Consider the following 15770-nt stretch of genomic DNA (forward strand, 5'->3'; position numbering starts at 1 on the left):
TAGGGTGAGTCCCGTGACGACCACTTCCGCGGACGTCGATGTGGTGCTGCCCTGTCTGGACGAGGCCGAGGCGCTGCCCTGGGTGCTCGGGCGGATCCCGGCCGGGTGGCGCGCCCTCGTCGTCGACAACGGCTCCACCGACGACTCGGCCCGGATCGCCCGCGCGCTGGGCGCGACGGTGCTGCACGAACCCCGGCGCGGCTTCGGCGCCGCCTGCCACACCGGGCTGGCCGCCGCCACCGCGGACGTCGTCTGCTTCTGCGACTGCGACGCCTCGCTGGACCCCGCGCTGCTCGTGCCCTTCGTCCGGGACGTGCGCCGCGGCGCGGCGGACCTGGTGCTCGGCCGGCGCCGCCCGGTGGGCCGGGGCAGCTGGCCGGTGCACGCCCGGGCCGGGAACCTGGCGCTGGCGCGGCTGCTGCGCCACCGTACCGGGCTGCGGCTGCACGACCTCGGGCCGCTGCGGGCGGCCCGCCGCGAGGCGCTGCTGGCGCTGGACCTCACCGACCGCCGCAGCGGCTATCCGCTCCAGATGGTGGTGCGGGCCGCCGACGCCGGGTGGCGCGTCGTCGAGCGCGACGTGCCGTATCTGCCGCGCACCGGCCTGTCCAAGGTGACGGGCACCTGGACCGGCACCTGGCGAGCGGTGCGGGACATGCGCCGGGTGCTGGCGGAGCCGCCGACCGGCGCGCGGGCGCCCCGGTGACCGCCTTGCTGGTGATCGCCAAGGAGCCGCGCGCCGGGCGGGTCAAGACGCGGCTGACCCCGCCGTTCACCCCGGCCGAGGCGGCGGGGCTGGCCGAGGCGGCGCTCGTCGACACCCTGTGCGCGGTGGCGGCGGCGCCCGCGTCCCGGCGGGTCCTGGTCCTGGACGGGACGCCGGGCGCCTGGCTGCCGCCGGGCTTCGAGGTGCTGCCGCAGTGCGCGGGCGGCCTGGACGAGCGGCTGGCGGACGCCTTCGCGCACTGCGACGGCCCGGCTCTGCTGATCGGCATGGACACCCCGCAGGTGACCCCGGACCTGCTCGCCGTGGACTTCGCGGACTGCGACGCCTTTCTGGGCCCGGCCGAGGACGGCGGCTTCTGGGCGCTGGGCCTGGCCGAGCCCGACCCGGCGCTGCTGCGGGGCGTGCCCATGTCGACGCCCGTGACCGGTGCCGCGCAGCGCGAGCGGCTGCTCGCGGCGGGGCTGCGGGTGCGGGAGCTGCCCCGGCTGCGGGACGTCGATGTCGCCGCCGACGCCCGCGCCGTCGCCGCGCTCGCCCCGCACGGCCGGTTCGCCGCCCGGCTGGCCCGGTGCGCCCCGGCGTCCCGGCGCTGAACCGGATCCGGCTCAGCCGCGCCTCGCCGCCCCGCGCGCCCGCCGGGCCCACAACAGCGCCGAGCCGGCGAAGAGTACGGCGGTGATCAGGAGCCAGCGGGCGAGGAAGCCGTCCGGGGACAGCCCGGTCAGCAGCCGGTACCGTTCGGTCACCCGGCCGCCGATCAGCGGGAACCACACGAGGAGCAGCAGCGCGGACAGCGCGGCGGGGACCCGCACGTACGGTGTCCAGGCGCGCCGTCCGGCCGCCCCGAGCCCGCGGACGAGGCCCCGGTCCGCGGCCGAGTAGAGCGGCAGCAGCACCAGGTCGTGCAGCAGGGCGGCGCCCACGAACCACAGCAGCACCGCGAGCGGGTCGCTCGCCAGCAGCCGCACCCCGGCGTACCCGGCGACGGCGAACGAGCAGCCGAGCAGCAGCAGTTGGCGGGGACTGCCGAGCGGCGGCCGCGGCCTCATCGCAGGTTCCCGAAGGTCAGCCGGGCCACCCACTTGGTGTTGAGCACGCCGGGCGCCGCGGGCACGATGACGCGTGCGGGGTGGCCGTGGTCGGCGGAGAGTTCCGCGCCGTTGACGTGGAGCGCGAGCAGGGAGCGGGGATCGGCCACCTGGTTGGCGCGCAGGGCCGCGCGGCGGAACGCGCCGTGCCGTTGCAGGGATTCCACGAGCACGTCCGGCGGGACGCCGTCGTGTCCGACGAGCGCGGCGAGGTCGCGCAGCCGCACCCCGCGCCACCACTGGTCGGCGGTCGACCAGCCCTCCACGCAGGCGATCGGCAACGAGACGCTGTGCTGAGGCAGTTGGAGCAGCCGGGCCCGGCTGAGCCGGACGGTGCCGGTGCGGCCGGTGACGACGAGGCGCCAGGCGTCCTCGTGGGTGTCGGCCGGGGTGATTCCGGCGTACGCGGCCGTCTTGTTGATCTGGAAGCCGCTGGGGCCGCCGTTCGGGTCCGCCGGGCCGCGCGGCGCGAGCAGGGCCGTGCGGCGCAGCGGTCCGCCCAGGCTCTGCCCGACCGTGGTGAGGAACAGCAGCAGCGAGCCGCCGCCGACCAGGCCGAGCGCGCCGCGCCGGGAGACGGTCGGCGGGGCGGGGCGCGGCGAGACCAGGGAGCCAGCGTCGCCGCCGCCTTCGTCCGGCCGCCCTCTGACGGCCCGCACCGCCGTCGGCAGCTTCAGGGCCGCGTGGGCGAGGAAGGCGGCGAAGAAGACCCAGGCGCCGTAGAAGTGCAGCGGGTAGAAGGAGCCGGGGAAGACGTAGTCCAGTTGGATGTTGAGCACTCCGGTGGTGAACTCGAACAGCGCGCCGCCGACCAGCAGCAACAGCGACAGCCGTTCCAGGGCGTGGGCGAGCGAGCGGGCCGGCGGCAGGGTGAACAGCCGGGGCACCACCGACCAGAGTTTGGCCAGCAGGACGGGGATCAGGGTGAGGCCGAGCGTGACGTGGACGCCCTGGGTGAGCCGGTACAGCCACACCGGGCCGGTCGGCCAGGCGAAGAGGTAGAAGCCCAGCAGGCCCTTGTCCGGGGTGGTGTCGTTCACCCGGGACAGGTTCGGGTTGTAGGCGGCGTACGACACCAGCCCGGTGACGAACAGCACGGTGACGCCGGCGAGCAGCACGAGGCCGAGCACGGCGGTGAACCGGGGGCCGCGCACGGAGCTGCGCCAGAAGCCTGGGGAGGCGGGGAACCGGTGGGGGTCGCGCATGGTCCGACGGTAGGCGGGACGGGACCCGAAAGCGGGGACAGGACCGGTGACGAAACGCTGACGTCCGGCCCGGACGGCGGCGCTTTGCCGCCCGCCCGGCCTAGCGTTCCGCTGTGACCCCGCGCTCCGCCGCCGCCCGCCGCGACCTGTACGCCGCCGGTGCCGCCGCCCTGCTCGTCGCCGCGGCCGTGCTGGTCGGCCGCCGTGTCCAGGACACCGACCACACCCTCTTCGTGCACTGGCCCCCGCTGCTCGCCGACTGGGATCCGCACCTCGGCCCCGGCACGCCCGCGGCCCTGGTCCTCTCGGCCGCCGCGGTGGCGTACGGGCCGGCGCTCGCCGCCCGGCTGCCCTGGCGGTGGCTGCTCACGGCAAGCTGGGCGGCCGCGGTGGCCTGGATCGTCTCCCTGGCCCTGGTGGACGGCTGGCAGCGGGGCATCGCGGGCCGGCTGACCGCCCGCAACGAGTATCTGCGGGCGGTCGGCCGGTTCGCCGGCGTCCCGGCCGCGCTGCACGACTTCACCCGGCACATCGTCAGCGGTTCCCCGGCCCCCTGGCCCGCCCATGTCGCCGGTCATCCCCCGGCCGCCACCCTGACCTTCGTGCTGCTCGACCGGATCGGGCTGCGGGGCGGCGGCTGGGCCGGGATGTGGTGCGTGCTCGTCGGCGCGAGCGGCTGCGCGGCGGTGCTGGTCGCGCTGCGTGCCCTGACCGACGAGACCCTGGCGCGGCGGGCCGCGCCGTTCCTGGTGGCGGCCCCCGCCGCGGTGTGGCAGGGCACCTCCGCCGACGGCTACTTCGCGGCGGTGGCCGCCTGGTCCGTGGCCCTGCTCGCCGTCGCCGTCACCCGCCCCTCCGCCTGGGCGGCCTGCGGATCGGGTCTGTTGTTCGGGCTGACCTGCTACCTCTCGTACGGCCTCACGCTCTTCGCCCTCCTCGGCGCGGCGGTCCTCGTCCTCACCCGGCGGGAGTTGCCGCACCGCCGCCGGCCGCTGCTCTCCTTCCTCGCCGGACTGGCCGTCGTCCCGGCGGTGTTCACGCTCGCGGGCTTCGACTGGTGGGAGGGCTACCGCCTGTTGACGGTCCGCTACTACCAGGGCGTGGGCGGCGTCCGGCCCTACGGCTACTGGGTGTGGGCCGACCTGGCCTGTGCCGTGCTGATCACCGGGCCGGCCACGGCGGCGGGGCTGGGCCGTGCGGGCGCCGTGCTGCTGCGCCGCCGCACCGGCTCCCGGGCCCGGCTCGCGATCCTGGTGTGCGCCGCCCTGCTCGCGCTGCTGCTGGCCGACCTGTCCGGGCTGAGCAAGGCCGAGACGGAGCGCATCTGGCTGCCCTTCGCCCTGTGGCTGCTGCCCGCCTGCGCGCTGCTCCCCCGCCCCCGCCCCTGGCTCGCCGCCCAGGTGCTGCTCGCCCTGCTCCTCAACCACCTGCTGCTGACCGGCTGGTGATGTTGACCGGGGCCCGCGCCCTGCGGGTGCCGGGAGGCGCACCCCGGGCGCATGATGGGAGGTGGACATCCGGGCCGTATCGATCGGCAGGGCCGGCGCCCCGGGAAGGGTTGATGCCGATGATCTCCGAGATGGTTCTCGTCCGCATGGAGGACGCCGCGCTCCACGGCGACCTCGTGGTCCCCGCACCGTCGCGCGCGGTGGTGCTGTTCGCGCACGGCAACGGCAGCTCCCGGCACAGCACCCGCAACCGGACCGTCGCCGCCGAGCTGCGCACCGCCGGGTTCGGCACCCTGCTGCTCGACCTGCTCAACGAGCGCGAGGAGCGGCACGACGCGCTCAACGCCGGGCACCGCTACGACATCCCGCTGCTCACCCGGCGGCTCGTGGGGGCGATCGACTGGCTCGCGGAGCAGCCCGACACCCGGGGCGTCCCCATCGTGCTGTTCGGCGCCGGCACCGGCACCGCCGCGGCCCTGACGGCCGCCGCGGAACGCCCGGAACGGGTGCTGACCGTGGTCTCGCGGGACGGGCGGCCCGAGCTGGCGGGCGACGCGCTGGAGCGGGTGGAGGTCCCGGTGCTGCTGATCGTGGGCGGGGACGACCACGAGATGCTGCGGCTGAACGAGGAGGCCACCCGGCGGCTGCGGGCCCCGCACCATCTGCACGTGGTCCCCCGGGCCACCCATCTGTTCGAGGACCCGCGCGCGCTGGCCCAGGTCGCCGAGGTCACCCGCCGGTGGTGCGCCCAGCGGCTGCGCACGCCGCAGCCGCACGGGCAGGGCTGAGGCCCCGCCCGTGCGGCACGGCTGCCCGGGCGCTCGCCCGGGTCCGGGCTTCGCTCACCCGGGTTCGGGCTTGCCGAACAGCTCCGCGTAGCCGTCCGGCAGCCGGGACAGCAGATCGTCCAGCTCGCCGCCGGAGACCACGTCGGCGACGGTGGACAGCACCGCGCCCACGTCCCACTCCGCCGTACGCGGCCGGGCGCCGGTCTGCTGGGCGACGCGCCGCAGGAACTCCTCGCGGCCGAAGGTCTCGGCGCATCCCCGGTCCCGGTGCAGGGCCTCGTCCAGCGGCGCGGGCAGCCGGGCGGCCAGTCCGTCGGCCTCCTGAGGGCTGATCCGCGTGGCGAGCGTCCACAGCACGGCCTCGCTCACGTGCTCGGCCTCCTCCTGGCTCCGGTACTCCCCGCGGTCCTGGACCCGGGTCAGAAACTCCGCCAGTCGCACGGTGACCTCCCACTGTCGTACGCCGGTCCCCCTACCACCGTACGGCCGTGAAGTCGATGGGCTCCTGGCGCAGCGAGCGGGTGCGCTGCGCCAGCGCGAGCAGGCGGCGGGACATCTCGTCGGCGGGCAGCCGCATCCGGTCGCCGTGGCCCGGCAGCACCCATTCGAAGCGCAGGCCGGCGGCGGTGCGGGCCAGGGAGGCGGCCAGTTCCTCGATGGAGTACCAGGTCACGCTGTGCGCGACGGTCAGGTCGGCGAGCGCCCGCGACCAGTAGAAGCTGTCGCCGCTGAAGCAGTAGCGGTCGTCCGCGAGGTAGAGCACGCTGCCCCGGGTGTGTCCGGGCAGCGGCTGCACGGTGACGCCCTCGCCCACCTCCACCGGGTCGAGCCCGCGGACCACCCGGTCCGCGTCGGGCGCGGCGTCGAGGTCGCCCTCGTGGATCCACAGCCGGGCGCCGAACCGGTCGGCGTAGCGGCGGCCGTGGGCGGCGTGGTCGCGGTGGGTGAGCAGCACCTCGGTGATCCGTCCGAGGGCCGCGTAGCGGTCGGCCAGGGCGGGCGCCCAGCGCGGGGTGTCGATCATCATGAGGGCGCCGGAGGGGCGGCGCAGCAGATACGCGTTGGCGCCCGCGGTCCGCCGTGAGTTGTGGCCGCAGAGCAGCACGGTGTCGTCCAGGCGCAGCGGGAACGGGTCGAGGCGCTGGTCGGCGGATCCGGCGGCCGGGCGGATCGAGCGGGTGGGGCAGGCGAAGACGGCGGCGTGCAGGCGCCGGACCTCCTCCTCGGTGCGCGGCTGCCGCAGGATCCGGGACCTGCCGTCCTCCTCGCCGATCAGGTCCGGCGCCAGTTGCCGGGCCACGTCGCAGTTGGTGCAGCGGTCGTCGACGTACCAGCCGTCCACAGCGGGACTCCTTCCGCGGGTGCGGCCCGGGCCGGGCCCACGTACCAGGATGACCCGCGCGAACCGGGACCGGTAGGGCGAGACGGTCTTGATTTCCGCCGCCGTCGGCGCTCTGACCAGCGCGGAAAACAAGACAGAAGTGGCGTGATCGGCGTGGTCCCATTGCACGGGCGTGCGGCTCCGATCAAGGTCGGAGGGTGAGTACGTTCTCCCCGCAGCGCCGCGACCCCTCCGTCCCCGAACGGCCCGGTCTTCCCGCCCCGGGAGAACGCGGACGGTGGGGCTGCCCGCCCGGGGCGCGGCGGGCCCTCGCGCTGTTCGGCGCGGTCCGGCTGGCCGGGGCGGCGCTCGTGGTCGCGGTGAACGTGCTCACCGGCCGTTCGGTGCTCAAGGGCCTGGCGCACTCCTGGGACTCCGTCTGGTACCTGCACATCGCCACGCACGGCTACGGCACCCGGGTGCACATCACCGACGCGGGCGCGGTGCAGACCGACTGGGCGTTCTTCCCCCTCTACCCGGCGCTCATCCGGGCGTTCGACCACGTCCCCCTGCTGTCGCCGGGCGTGGCGGCGCTGCTGATCGCCTGGACCGCGACCGCGCTGGCCGCCCTCGGCGTCTACGCGATCGGGTACCGGCTGCACGGCCGGGCGGTGGCCACCGCCATGGTCGCCCTGTGGGCGGTGCTGCCGCACTCGGTCGTCCTCACCCTCGCCTACACCGAGCCCCTGTTCATCGCGCTCGCCGTGTGGTCCTTGTACGCCCTGCTGGACCACCGCTGGCTGACGGCCGGCGTGCTGGCCGGGCTGGCGGGCCTGACCCGGCCCAACGGCTACGCGGCGGCCGCCGCGGTGCTCGGCGTGGCGGCGCTGGAGGTCGTGCGGCGGCGCGGCCGGGTGCCCTGGGGCCTGTGGGCCGGCGCCTGCGCGGCCCCGCTCGGCTGGACGGCGTACCTGCTGCTGGTCGGGCACCGCACGGGCGACCTGCTGCACGGCTACTTCCAGGTGCAGAGCGCCTGGGAGTCCCGGTTCGACCTGGGCCTTGGCACCCTGCGGTTCCTCGCGACGATGCCGCTGTTCGACGGCGGGATCGTCTACCCGGTGGCGCTGGCGGTGGTCGCGGCGGGCGTCCTCCTGTTCGGGCTGCTGTGCCGGGACCGGGCGCCGCTGGCCCTGGTGCTGTTCACCGCCGCGCTGCTGCTGCCGGTGGTGGCGGTGTCGGGTCCCTTCGAGTCCAAGCCGCGCTTCCTGCTGCCCGCCTTCCCGCTGCTGATCCCCGCGGCCCAGGCCCTCGTGCGGATGCGTCGCACCAATCCCGACGGCGCGCTGCGGCTGTGCTGGACCCTCGCCGGTTTCTCGCTGCTGTACGGCACGTACGTGGCGACCTTCGCCAATCACTCGCCCTGAGCGCCCGTTGCGCCGAACGGGTCGTGCGGCTGCTCCGTTCGGGTGCGAGCGTCAGCCGATCGGCCGCGTCCGGGCCGCTCAGGGCGTCCGCGCCGCTCCGGTGCCGCGAGGATGTCGGGTGACTGACGTCGGCGAACCTGAGAGCGCCGGGAGGCGTACGAGCTGTGAGCATTCTGAACGAGCCCAAGGGGCCGGCCGACACTTACGACAGTGAAGTCCCGGTGCGGCGCAAGCATCCGGGCCATGTCGTGGTGAAGTGGCTGACGACCACCGATCACAAGACGATCGGCACGCTGTACCTGGCGACGTCGTTCGCGTTCTTCCTCCTCGGTGGTCTGCTGGCGCTCATCATGCGCGCCGAACTCGCCCGGCCCGGACTGCAGATCGTCTCCAAGGAGCAGTTCAACCAGGCGTTCACCATGCACGGCACGGTCATGCTGCTGATGTTCGCGACGCCCCTGTTCTCCGGCTTCACCAACTGGATCATGCCGCTGCAGATCGGCGCCCCCGACGTGGCGTTCCCGCGGCTGAACATGTTCGCGTACTGGCTGTACCTGTTCGGCTCGCTGATCGCGGTGGCCGGCTTCATCACCCCGGACGGCGCGGCCGACTTCGGCTGGTTCGCCTACGCCCCCCTGCACAACGAGGTGTACTCGCCCGGTGTCGGCGCGAGCGTGTGGTTCATGGGTCTGGCCTTCTCGGGCTTCGGGACCATCCTCGGCTCGGTCAACTTCATCACCACGATCATCTGCATGCGCGCCCCGGGCATGACGATGTTCCGGATGCCGATCTTCGTGTGGAACGTGCTGCTGACCAGCGTCCTGGTCCTGTTCGCCTTCCCGGTGCTGGCCGCCGCGCTCTTCGGCGCGGAGGCGGACCGCATCTTCGGGTCCCACATCTTCGACGCGGCCAACGGCGGCGCGCTGCTGTGGCAGCACCTCTTCTGGTTCTTCGGCCATCCCGAGGTGTACATCATCGCCCTGCCGTTCTTCGGCATCGTCTCCGAGGTCATCCCGGTCTTCTCGCGCAAGCCGATGTTCGGCTACATGGGTCTGATCGCGGCGACGATCTCCATCGCGGGGCTGTCCATCACCGTGTGGGCGCACCACATGTTCGTCACCGGCGGGGTGCTGCTGCCGTTCTTCTCCTTCATGTCCTTCCTGATCGCGGTGCCGACCGGGGTGAAGTTCTTCAACTGGATCGGCACCATGTGGAAGGGCTCGCTGTCCTTCGAGACGCCGATGCTGTGGTCGGCGGGCTTCCTCGTCACGTTCCTCTTCGGCGGCCTGACCGGGGTGCTCCTGGCCTCCCCGCCGATGGACTTCCACGTCTCGGACTCCTACTTCGTGGTGGCCCACTTCCACTACGTGGTCTTCGGCACGGTCGTGTTCGCCATGTTCGCCGGATTCCACTTCTGGTGGCCGAAGTTCACCGGCAAGATGCTGGACGAGCGCCTCGGCAAGATCACCTTCTGGACGCTGTTCGTCGGCTTCCACACCACCTTCCTGGTGCAGCACTGGCTGGGCGCCGAGGGCATGCCGCGCCGCTACGCGGACTACCTGGCGGCCGACGGCTTCACCGCGTTGAACACGGTGTCCACCATCGGTTCGTTCCTGCTGGGCCTGTCGATGCTGCCGTTCCTCTACAACGTCTGGAAGACGGCCCGGTTCGGCGTGCCGGTCGGTGTGGACGACCCGTGGGGCTACGGCCGTTCGCTGGAGTGGGCGACCTCCTGCCCGCCGCCGCGCCACAACTTCCTGACCTTGCCGCGGGTCCGCAGCGAATCCCCGGCGTTCGACCTGCACCACCCCGACATCGCGCTGGCCGAGGCCGAGGCCCACAGCGCGCTCTGAGCGACCGAGGACTGCGGTGAGCGAACTGGCGCAGGGGGGAACCGGCGGGGAACTGGGCAACGAGGTGGAGGGGTACCTGCTCTGGCAGGCGCGGATCGCGGAGGCCGAGCAGCGTGCCCGGGAGTTCGTACGCCCCATGGAGTGGCTGACGAGCGCGCAGCGCGCGGACGTCGAGCAGTGCTACGTGGCGGACAGTCTGCTGCGCGCGCGGAAGGACCTGGAGCGGATCGCGGCCCGGTGCACGTCGCTGCGTGCCGAGTACGAGCACCGCTACGAGGAGCTGCGGCGGCGCTGCGTGGGCTGGACGCTGGCCGTGTGCGCGGGCTGCGCCGCGCTGGCGGCGCTGCTGCTGCTCGTGTGAGGCGGGTCCCGCGGGCTCAGCGGCACCGGTGGGCGGCGTCGATCAGCCCGTAGGTGACCAGGCCGTAGGCCAGGTGCGGGAGGGCGTCCGCGGTCCAGTCGGTGGCCGACCAGCCGCGGGGGTCGCTGACCCCGAGCCCGGCCATCGGGGCGTCGGTGAGGGCCATCGCCAGCGCGCCGGTGGCCGGTCCGCCGAGCCAGACGGGCGGGCGTACGCCGAGCCGGTGGAGCAGCGACGCGGCGACGCCCGTGCCGACACCGACGGCGATGCCCGCGAGCGCGCCCATCCCGGACAGCCGGTTGTCCCGGCCCTCCGTCTCGGGGACCGGGTGACCGGCCTTCTCGGTGACCTTCTCGACCACGTCTTCGGGCGCGCTGCTGGAGGGCCGGCCCCGCAGCGCCATGTCCAGACAGGTCGCTGCGTTCAGGGCGGTGGTACCGGCGGCTCCGGCGGCGCAGCCACGCGCGATGCTGCGGAACATGCGGCTCCGGGTACCGCGGACGCACCGCTCGAAACGGGGCCGTCCGGCGGTGGACGGGGGCGCGCCGGTGCGTCTCCCGCCCACGGCGGAGGGGGCACACCGGGGCCGGACGCCCTGGTGTGCCCCCTCGTCGGCCGGGGCCCGGTGTCAGCGGCCGCGGCCCGCAGGGTCGTGGGCTGAGGCGTCACGGGCATCCGGCAGCTGCCCGGAGCCGGCCGCGGCCCGGGCGGCCGGGTCCTGCTCGGCGCGGTCGCCGTGGCCCGGCCACCAGGCCGCGTGGCCGATGAGCGCGGTGAGGCTCGGGGTGAAGAACATCGCCATGACGAACGCGGCGATCGCGATGCCGAACGAGACCGCGAAACCCATCTCCGTGAGCAGCGAGTTGCCCGCCAGCATCATCGTGGCGAAGGTGGCCGCCAGGATGAAGCCGGCCGCGGCGACCGTCGGCCCGGCGTGCCGCAGCGCCATGCCGGCCGCCTCGCGCGGTTCGCGGCCCTCGCGGGCCTCCTCCCGCAGCCGGGCGATCATGAGGATGTTGTAGTCCGTGCCGATGGCGACCACGAAGAGATACATGATCACCGGGAGCATGAACATCAGGCCGGAGTGCCCCTCCCCCTTCTGGAAGATCCACACCGTGGCGCCCAGGGTGGCACCGAAGCCGAGGCCCACCGAGGCCATCAGGTACCAGGGGGCCACCACGCTGCGCAGCAGCAGACCGAGGATGACCATGATGAGGACGGCGGCGACGGGGAACACCGTGCGGTAGTCGTGGTTGACCGCCGTGTCGATGTCCTTGTAGATCGAGGACATGCCGCCGACCAGCGCCTCGGTGCCGGCGGGCGCGCCCGTGTGCGCGGCGTCGCGCACCCGCTGCACGGCGTCGATCGCCTGGTCCGTGGACGCCTCGTACTTGAGGGTCACGGTGAAGTCGGCGGTGGTGCCGTCCTTGTTGAGCTGGCTCATCCGGACGGCCGCGACGCCGTCCACCGAGCCGAGCTTGCGCGAGTAGGCGGCGAAGCCGCTCTTGTCCAGCGGCTTTCCGTCGGTGCTGGAGAGGTAGACGTCGGTGGGCGCGGCGGCGCCCGCCGAGTACGCCTTCTGCATCTGGTCCTGGACGACCATCGACTCCTTGGTCTTGGGCATCGAGCCCGAGGCCAGGTCGAAGGTGGCCTTGTAGCCGAGGGTGCCGGCCGACAGGGCGAGCAGGACGAGTCCGGAGGCGACGGCGGTCAGCGCGGGACGGCGCCGCACCGCGCGGCCGAGCGCGGCGAACCGGGCGTTCTCCGGCTCCTTCTGCCAGGACTTGGAGGGCCAGAAGACCTTGGGGCCGATCAGCGAGACCACGGCCGGGATCAGGGTCAGGCCCGCGACCAGGGTGGCGGCCACCGCGATGGCGAGCGCGGGGCCCATCTGCTTGAGGAAGCCCAGTGTGGACAGGACCAGCGCGAGGAAGGCGATGATGACCGCCCCGGCGGCGGAGGCGATGGCCTCGCCGACCCGGCCGACCGCGTTGACCATGGCCTCCTTGGGCTCGTCGCCGGCCCGCAGGCGTTCGCGGTAACGGAACATCAGGAACAGGAAGTAGTCCGTGCCGACGCCGAAGAGGACCACGATCAGGATCGAGGAGATGGAGCTGTTGGCCTGGAGGCCGAAGAGCTTGGTGGCGTAGGCGATCAGCCCGTTGGCGACGGCCGACACCAGGCCGATCAGGACCAGGGGCAGGACGGCCAGGATGGGCGCCCGGAAGATGATCAGCAGGGTCACCAGGATGATGGCGAAGGTGCCGAAGCCGATCAGCGCCTGGCCGCGCTTGGAGGAGTCCTGCTGGTCGAGGGCCTGTGCGGCCGACCCGCCCAGCTTGACGTCGAGGTGGGTGCCCTTGGCCAGTTGCTTGACGTCGTCGCGCAACGTCTTGGCCGCGTCGGCCTGTTTGGGCTGGCCGGCGTTCTTGCTGTCCATCTGGACCAGGGTCAGGGCGTACCTGCCGTCCTTCGACGGCGGGCCGGGGACCACCTTCTGCACCTGATCGATCTTCTTCTCGCCCAGTTCGGTGGTGATCCGGGCGATGTCCTTCTGGTCGGCGGCGGTCAGCCGGCCGCCGTCGGTGCGCTGGTAGAGCGCGATCGCGGACGGCGTGAAGGCGCTGGGGAACGCCTTCTGCTGGAGGTCCGCGGCTTTGATCGACTCGTAGCTCTTGGGCAGAAAACTGCTCTCGTCACTGTTCGAGGGCAGGCCCGGGGCGGTGGCGACGATCGCCACCGCGGCGATCAGCCATGCCACGATCGTCCAGACCGGGTGCCGGACGACGGCAGCGCCAATACGTCGGAACATGCGGGAGGGTCCTCCTGGGAAGGAAGATCACCGCAGCCCGGGGAGCGGTCCCTGGCATCGGCGACCCCGACCGGCCGTTGCATGACGAGCCGGTCGAATAGTTGTCTTAGCGGTCACATCGTAGTGACAGAAGATATGTTCTTCGCACTGGATTCCCGTTGCCCGGTATCGCACTTGAAACGGACCAAACACCTCCGGAAAAAGGGCGCGCATCCCCCGCGGCCGACGCCCGTGTGACGGCCTTTCGGCTGAGCGGGAGTCAGGCCCGCATGCCGGCCAGGGCGGTGCGGGACCGGCCGCGCACCTCGGCGATCACCCGGGCGCCCCGGTCCGGGGCGGTGTCGAGCCGGTCCAGGACGGACGGAACGGCGATGGCCGGGAGCAGGTGGTCGAAGAGCGCCGCCATGCGCTCGTCCAGATCGGCCCAGTCGGCGAGGGCCTGGGAGACCAGTTGCACTCCGGTCCACGCGCCGAGGAAGACCTGCGCGGACTCCTCGGGCACCACGTGCGCCAGCACCTCGCCCCTGGACTTGGCCTCCGCCAGCCGGGCCGCGGTGAACTCGGCCCAGGCGGGCCAGGCGCTGCCGAAGACGTTCCGGCCCCGGAGGTCGGCCGACAGCCGGACGCCGGCCAGCAGCAGGGGTTCGCGGGGCAGCCGGTCGGCGAGCGTCATGCCCGCGTCCACCCACTCCTGGAGCTTCAGTTCGCGGGGGACGTGGTACTCCGTCGAAATCTGTTCCTGGAGCACGCCCCGGGCGAGGGCCGCCTTGGAGTCGAAGTGGAAGTACAGGGCGCCCTTGGTGACACCGGCCCGGTTGAGGATCTCGGCGATGGTGGCCGCCGCGTAGCCGCGCTCGGCGAAGACCGCGGCGGCGGCTTCGAGGACGGCGCGTCGGGTCCGGACAGCTCGCTCCTGCTGAGCCATGGACCCTCCTCAAGCTGAACGTTAAACCAAACAGCTCGTACCCTACCCCACGGTCACCCGGCGAAAAGGTGTCCGAGCACGGTCGAGTGGGGGTCGGTCGCGCGTGGCCGACCGGGATGTGATAGGGCGAGACAAATGAGGTTGCGGGCAACCGGGTTGCCGTCCCACCGCTCGCCCGCCCCCGCGTCCGGTCCGGACCGCGGTGCCACCGCGTCGTCTCGACGCCCGCCCCTGGAGGACGCCATGCGCGTCGTGATCACCGGGTCCACCGGACTCATCGGTTCCGCCCTCGTCCGCTCGCTGCTGGCCGACGGCCATCAGGTCGTCCGGCTCGTGCGAGCCTCCTCGGCCCACGCCCCGGGCGACGGCAGCGAGTCGGCGCGCTGGGACCCCGCCGGGGGCGTGCTCGCGAAGGGCGCGCTGGACGGCGCGGACGCGGTGGTGCACCTGGCCGGGGCGGGCATCGGGGACCGGCGGTGGACGGCCGCGTACCGGCGGGAGATCCGGGACAGCCGGGTGCACGGCACCCATACGATCGCCCGGGCCTGCGCCGCCTCGGCCGTGCCCCCGCGGGTGCTGGTGTCGGCGTCCGCGACCGGCTACTACGGCGACACCGGCGATCGCATCACGGACGAGAGCGCTCCGGCCGGAACCGACTTCCTGGCCTCCGTCTGCGTCGAGTGGGAGGCCGCCGCCGGCCCGGCCCGGGAGGCGGGCATCCGGGTGGTGCACCCGCGCACCGGCCTGGTGGTCTCCGCCCGGGGCGGTGCCTTCGGGCGGATGCTGCCGCTGTTCCGCCTGGGCCTGGGCGGGCGGCTCGGCTCCGGCGACCAGTACTGGCCGTTCATCTCGCTGACCGACCAGGTCGCGGCCCTGCGGTTCGCCCTCGGCACCGAATCGCTGTCCGGGCCGGTCGACTTCACGGCGCCGCATCCGCTGACGAACCGGGCGGCCACGCGGGCACTGGGCCGCGCCCTGCACCGCCCGGCCCTCGCCCCCGTCCCCTCCTTCGCGCTGCGCGCGGCGCTGGGCGACCTCGCCACGAGCATCACCAACAGCGCGCGCGTGGTCCCGACCGCCCTGCTGAAGGCGGGTTTCACGTTCCGGCACCCGCACTTCGAGCAGGCGCTGGAGTCGGTGCTCCACGACACCGAATGAGCCGCGGCCGGCCGCGAAGCGGGCGGTGTGCCGCGCCCGGGGGGCCGCACACCGCCCGCGTCATCGGGCTCAGCGGTGGTGGTGGCCGCCCTGGCGCGGGTGGGTCACCACGCGGCGCTGCCCCCAGGCGATCTCGTCGACGAGACGGCCCCGGTCGTCGCGCAGCTTGGCGCGGTCCGCCTTGCGCCACACCTCGGACCGCCGGTCCTGGTACAGGTCGGTACGGGTGTCACGGCCGACCCCCGTGTGGACGCGGACGGTGGCGTGGGCGCCGAGCGAGTAGTGGCGGAAGGTGAAGGTGCGGCCCGCGGCGTCGGACAGCGTCCAGCCGTTCAGGTCGACCGCCCGGCGCGACTCGTTGCTGACGGCCACCCACTGCTGGTTCAGGGCGGCGTTGGAACGCGCGCCCCGGCCCGTGGAGTCGTACCGGACACCGCTGATGTACACCACGCCGTGCGCACGGCCCGAGTGGTGACCGGCGGCCGCGGCCGGCAGCGCGGTGGCGCCGACGACGGCCGCCGCGACGGCGGAGGCGGCGGTCAGACGGCGGAAGGCGGGGAGAACGGAAACGGACACGAAGGTCCCCCTTTTCGCAGGGTGTGTGGTGCTGGTGACGACCGGGTGGCCGCACATCCGAACTCTGCGGTTTTTCCGGGCGGT

General features: G+C 73.6%; 16 protein-coding genes. 8 read left to right on the plus strand and 8 right to left on the minus strand.

Annotation, left to right across the window (positions count from 1 at the left end; genetic code table 11):
- The first annotated feature begins 4 nt into the window (after nt 1–4).
- Nucleotides 5–706 (plus strand): glycosyltransferase family 2 protein, encoded by a 702-nt coding sequence (locus BLW85_RS04075; protein WP_074990706.1) that lies wholly within the window; start codon nt 5–7, stop codon nt 704–706.
- Nucleotides 703–1320: a TIGR04282 family arsenosugar biosynthesis glycosyltransferase gene (locus BLW85_RS04080; RefSeq protein ID WP_070024877.1), complete on the plus strand. Its 618-nt coding sequence runs from the start codon at nt 703–705 to the stop codon at nt 1318–1320. Before BLW85_RS04075 ends, BLW85_RS04080 begins: the two co-directional genes overlap by 4 nt.
- A 12-nt stretch (nt 1321–1332) precedes the next feature.
- Here BLW85_RS04080 and BLW85_RS04085 read toward each other — a convergent pair whose 3' ends face one another.
- Both BLW85_RS04085 and BLW85_RS04090 read right to left on the minus strand, forming a co-directional pair.
- Entirely contained in the window at nt 1333–1776 is a 444-nt protein-coding gene (locus BLW85_RS04085) for a hypothetical protein (RefSeq protein WP_074990708.1), read from the minus strand.
- Entirely contained in the window at nt 1773–3020 is a 1248-nt protein-coding gene (locus tag BLW85_RS04090) for a molybdopterin-dependent oxidoreductase (RefSeq protein WP_107409064.1), read from the minus strand. Before BLW85_RS04090 ends, BLW85_RS04085 begins: the two co-directional genes overlap by 4 nt.
- 113 nt (nt 3021–3133) lie before the next feature.
- Here BLW85_RS04090 and BLW85_RS04095 point away from each other — a divergent pair, with 113 nt between their 5' ends.
- Entirely contained in the window at nt 3134–4468 is a 1335-nt protein-coding gene (locus BLW85_RS04095) for a hypothetical protein (protein WP_074990710.1), read from the plus strand.
- 119 nt (nt 4469–4587) lie between these two features.
- Nucleotides 4588–5256 carry a dienelactone hydrolase family protein gene (locus BLW85_RS04100; protein ID WP_070025084.1) on the plus strand — a complete coding sequence of 223 codons (669 nt, stop codon included), beginning with the start codon at nt 4588–4590 and terminating at the stop codon, nt 5254–5256.
- A 54-nt stretch (nt 5257–5310) separates the two neighbouring features.
- Here the strand turns inward: BLW85_RS04100 and BLW85_RS04105 are convergent, their stop codons facing one another.
- On the minus strand, nt 5311–5697 hold the full coding sequence (locus BLW85_RS04105) for a DUF2267 domain-containing protein (RefSeq protein ID WP_070024874.1): 387 nt from the start codon (nt 5695–5697) through the stop codon (nt 5311–5313).
- Nucleotides 5698–5728: 31 nt separating this feature from the next.
- Nucleotides 5729–6598, minus strand: coding sequence for an MBL fold metallo-hydrolase (locus BLW85_RS04110; protein WP_070024873.1), 870 nt, complete (start codon nt 6596–6598; stop codon nt 5729–5731).
- Nucleotides 6599–6795: 197 nt separating this feature from the next.
- Between BLW85_RS04110 and BLW85_RS04115 the strand changes: the two genes are divergently transcribed.
- From BLW85_RS04115 to BLW85_RS04125, 3 genes are all read left to right on the plus strand, one after another.
- On the plus strand, nt 6796–8001 hold the full coding sequence (locus BLW85_RS04115) for a mannosyltransferase family protein (protein ID WP_070024872.1): 1206 nt from the start codon (nt 6796–6798) through the stop codon (nt 7999–8001).
- A gap of 164 nt (nt 8002–8165) precedes the next feature.
- A complete protein-coding gene (gene ctaD, locus BLW85_RS04120; RefSeq protein ID WP_070024871.1) occupies nt 8166–9854 on the plus strand; it encodes an aa3-type cytochrome oxidase subunit I in 1689 nt (562 codons plus the stop codon).
- A gap of 16 nt (nt 9855–9870) precedes the next feature.
- Nucleotides 9871–10215 (plus strand): cytochrome C oxidase subunit I, encoded by a 345-nt coding sequence (locus BLW85_RS04125; protein WP_239697636.1) that lies wholly within the window; start codon nt 9871–9873, stop codon nt 10213–10215.
- Nucleotides 10216–10231: 16 nt separating this feature from the next.
- Here the strand turns inward: BLW85_RS04125 and BLW85_RS04130 are convergent, their stop codons facing one another.
- The 3 genes from BLW85_RS04130 to BLW85_RS04140 all read right to left on the minus strand — a co-directional run bounded on the left by BLW85_RS04130 (nt 10232) and on the right by BLW85_RS04140 (nt 13952).
- Entirely contained in the window at nt 10232–10696 is a 465-nt protein-coding gene (locus BLW85_RS04130) for a hypothetical protein (protein ID WP_074990712.1), read from the minus strand.
- A gap of 147 nt (nt 10697–10843) precedes the next feature.
- The gene (locus tag BLW85_RS04135) at nt 10844–13027 is read right to left on the minus strand and encodes an MMPL family transporter (RefSeq protein ID WP_074990714.1); all 2184 of its coding nucleotides are present in this window, start codon (nt 13025–13027) and stop codon (nt 10844–10846) included.
- A gap of 259 nt (nt 13028–13286) precedes the next feature.
- Nucleotides 13287–13952, minus strand: coding sequence for a ScbR family autoregulator-binding transcription factor (locus BLW85_RS04140; RefSeq protein ID WP_074990716.1), 666 nt, complete (start codon nt 13950–13952; stop codon nt 13287–13289).
- A gap of 243 nt (nt 13953–14195) precedes the next feature.
- Between BLW85_RS04140 and BLW85_RS04145 the strand changes: the two genes are divergently transcribed.
- A complete protein-coding gene (locus tag BLW85_RS04145) occupies nt 14196–15110 on the plus strand; it encodes a TIGR01777 family oxidoreductase (RefSeq protein WP_074990718.1) in 915 nt (304 codons plus the stop codon).
- A 69-nt stretch (nt 15111–15179) separates the two neighbouring features.
- Here BLW85_RS04145 and BLW85_RS04150 read toward each other — a convergent pair whose 3' ends face one another.
- Nucleotides 15180–15686, minus strand: a complete 507-nt coding sequence (locus BLW85_RS04150) for a lamin tail domain-containing protein (protein WP_074990720.1) — start codon at nt 15684–15686, stop codon at nt 15180–15182.
- Nucleotides 15687–15770 lie beyond the last annotated feature (84 nt).

This window comes from Streptomyces misionensis, from assembly GCF_900104815.1.
Classification (GTDB): Bacteria; Actinomycetota; Actinomycetes; order Streptomycetales; family Streptomycetaceae; genus Streptomyces; species Streptomyces misionensis.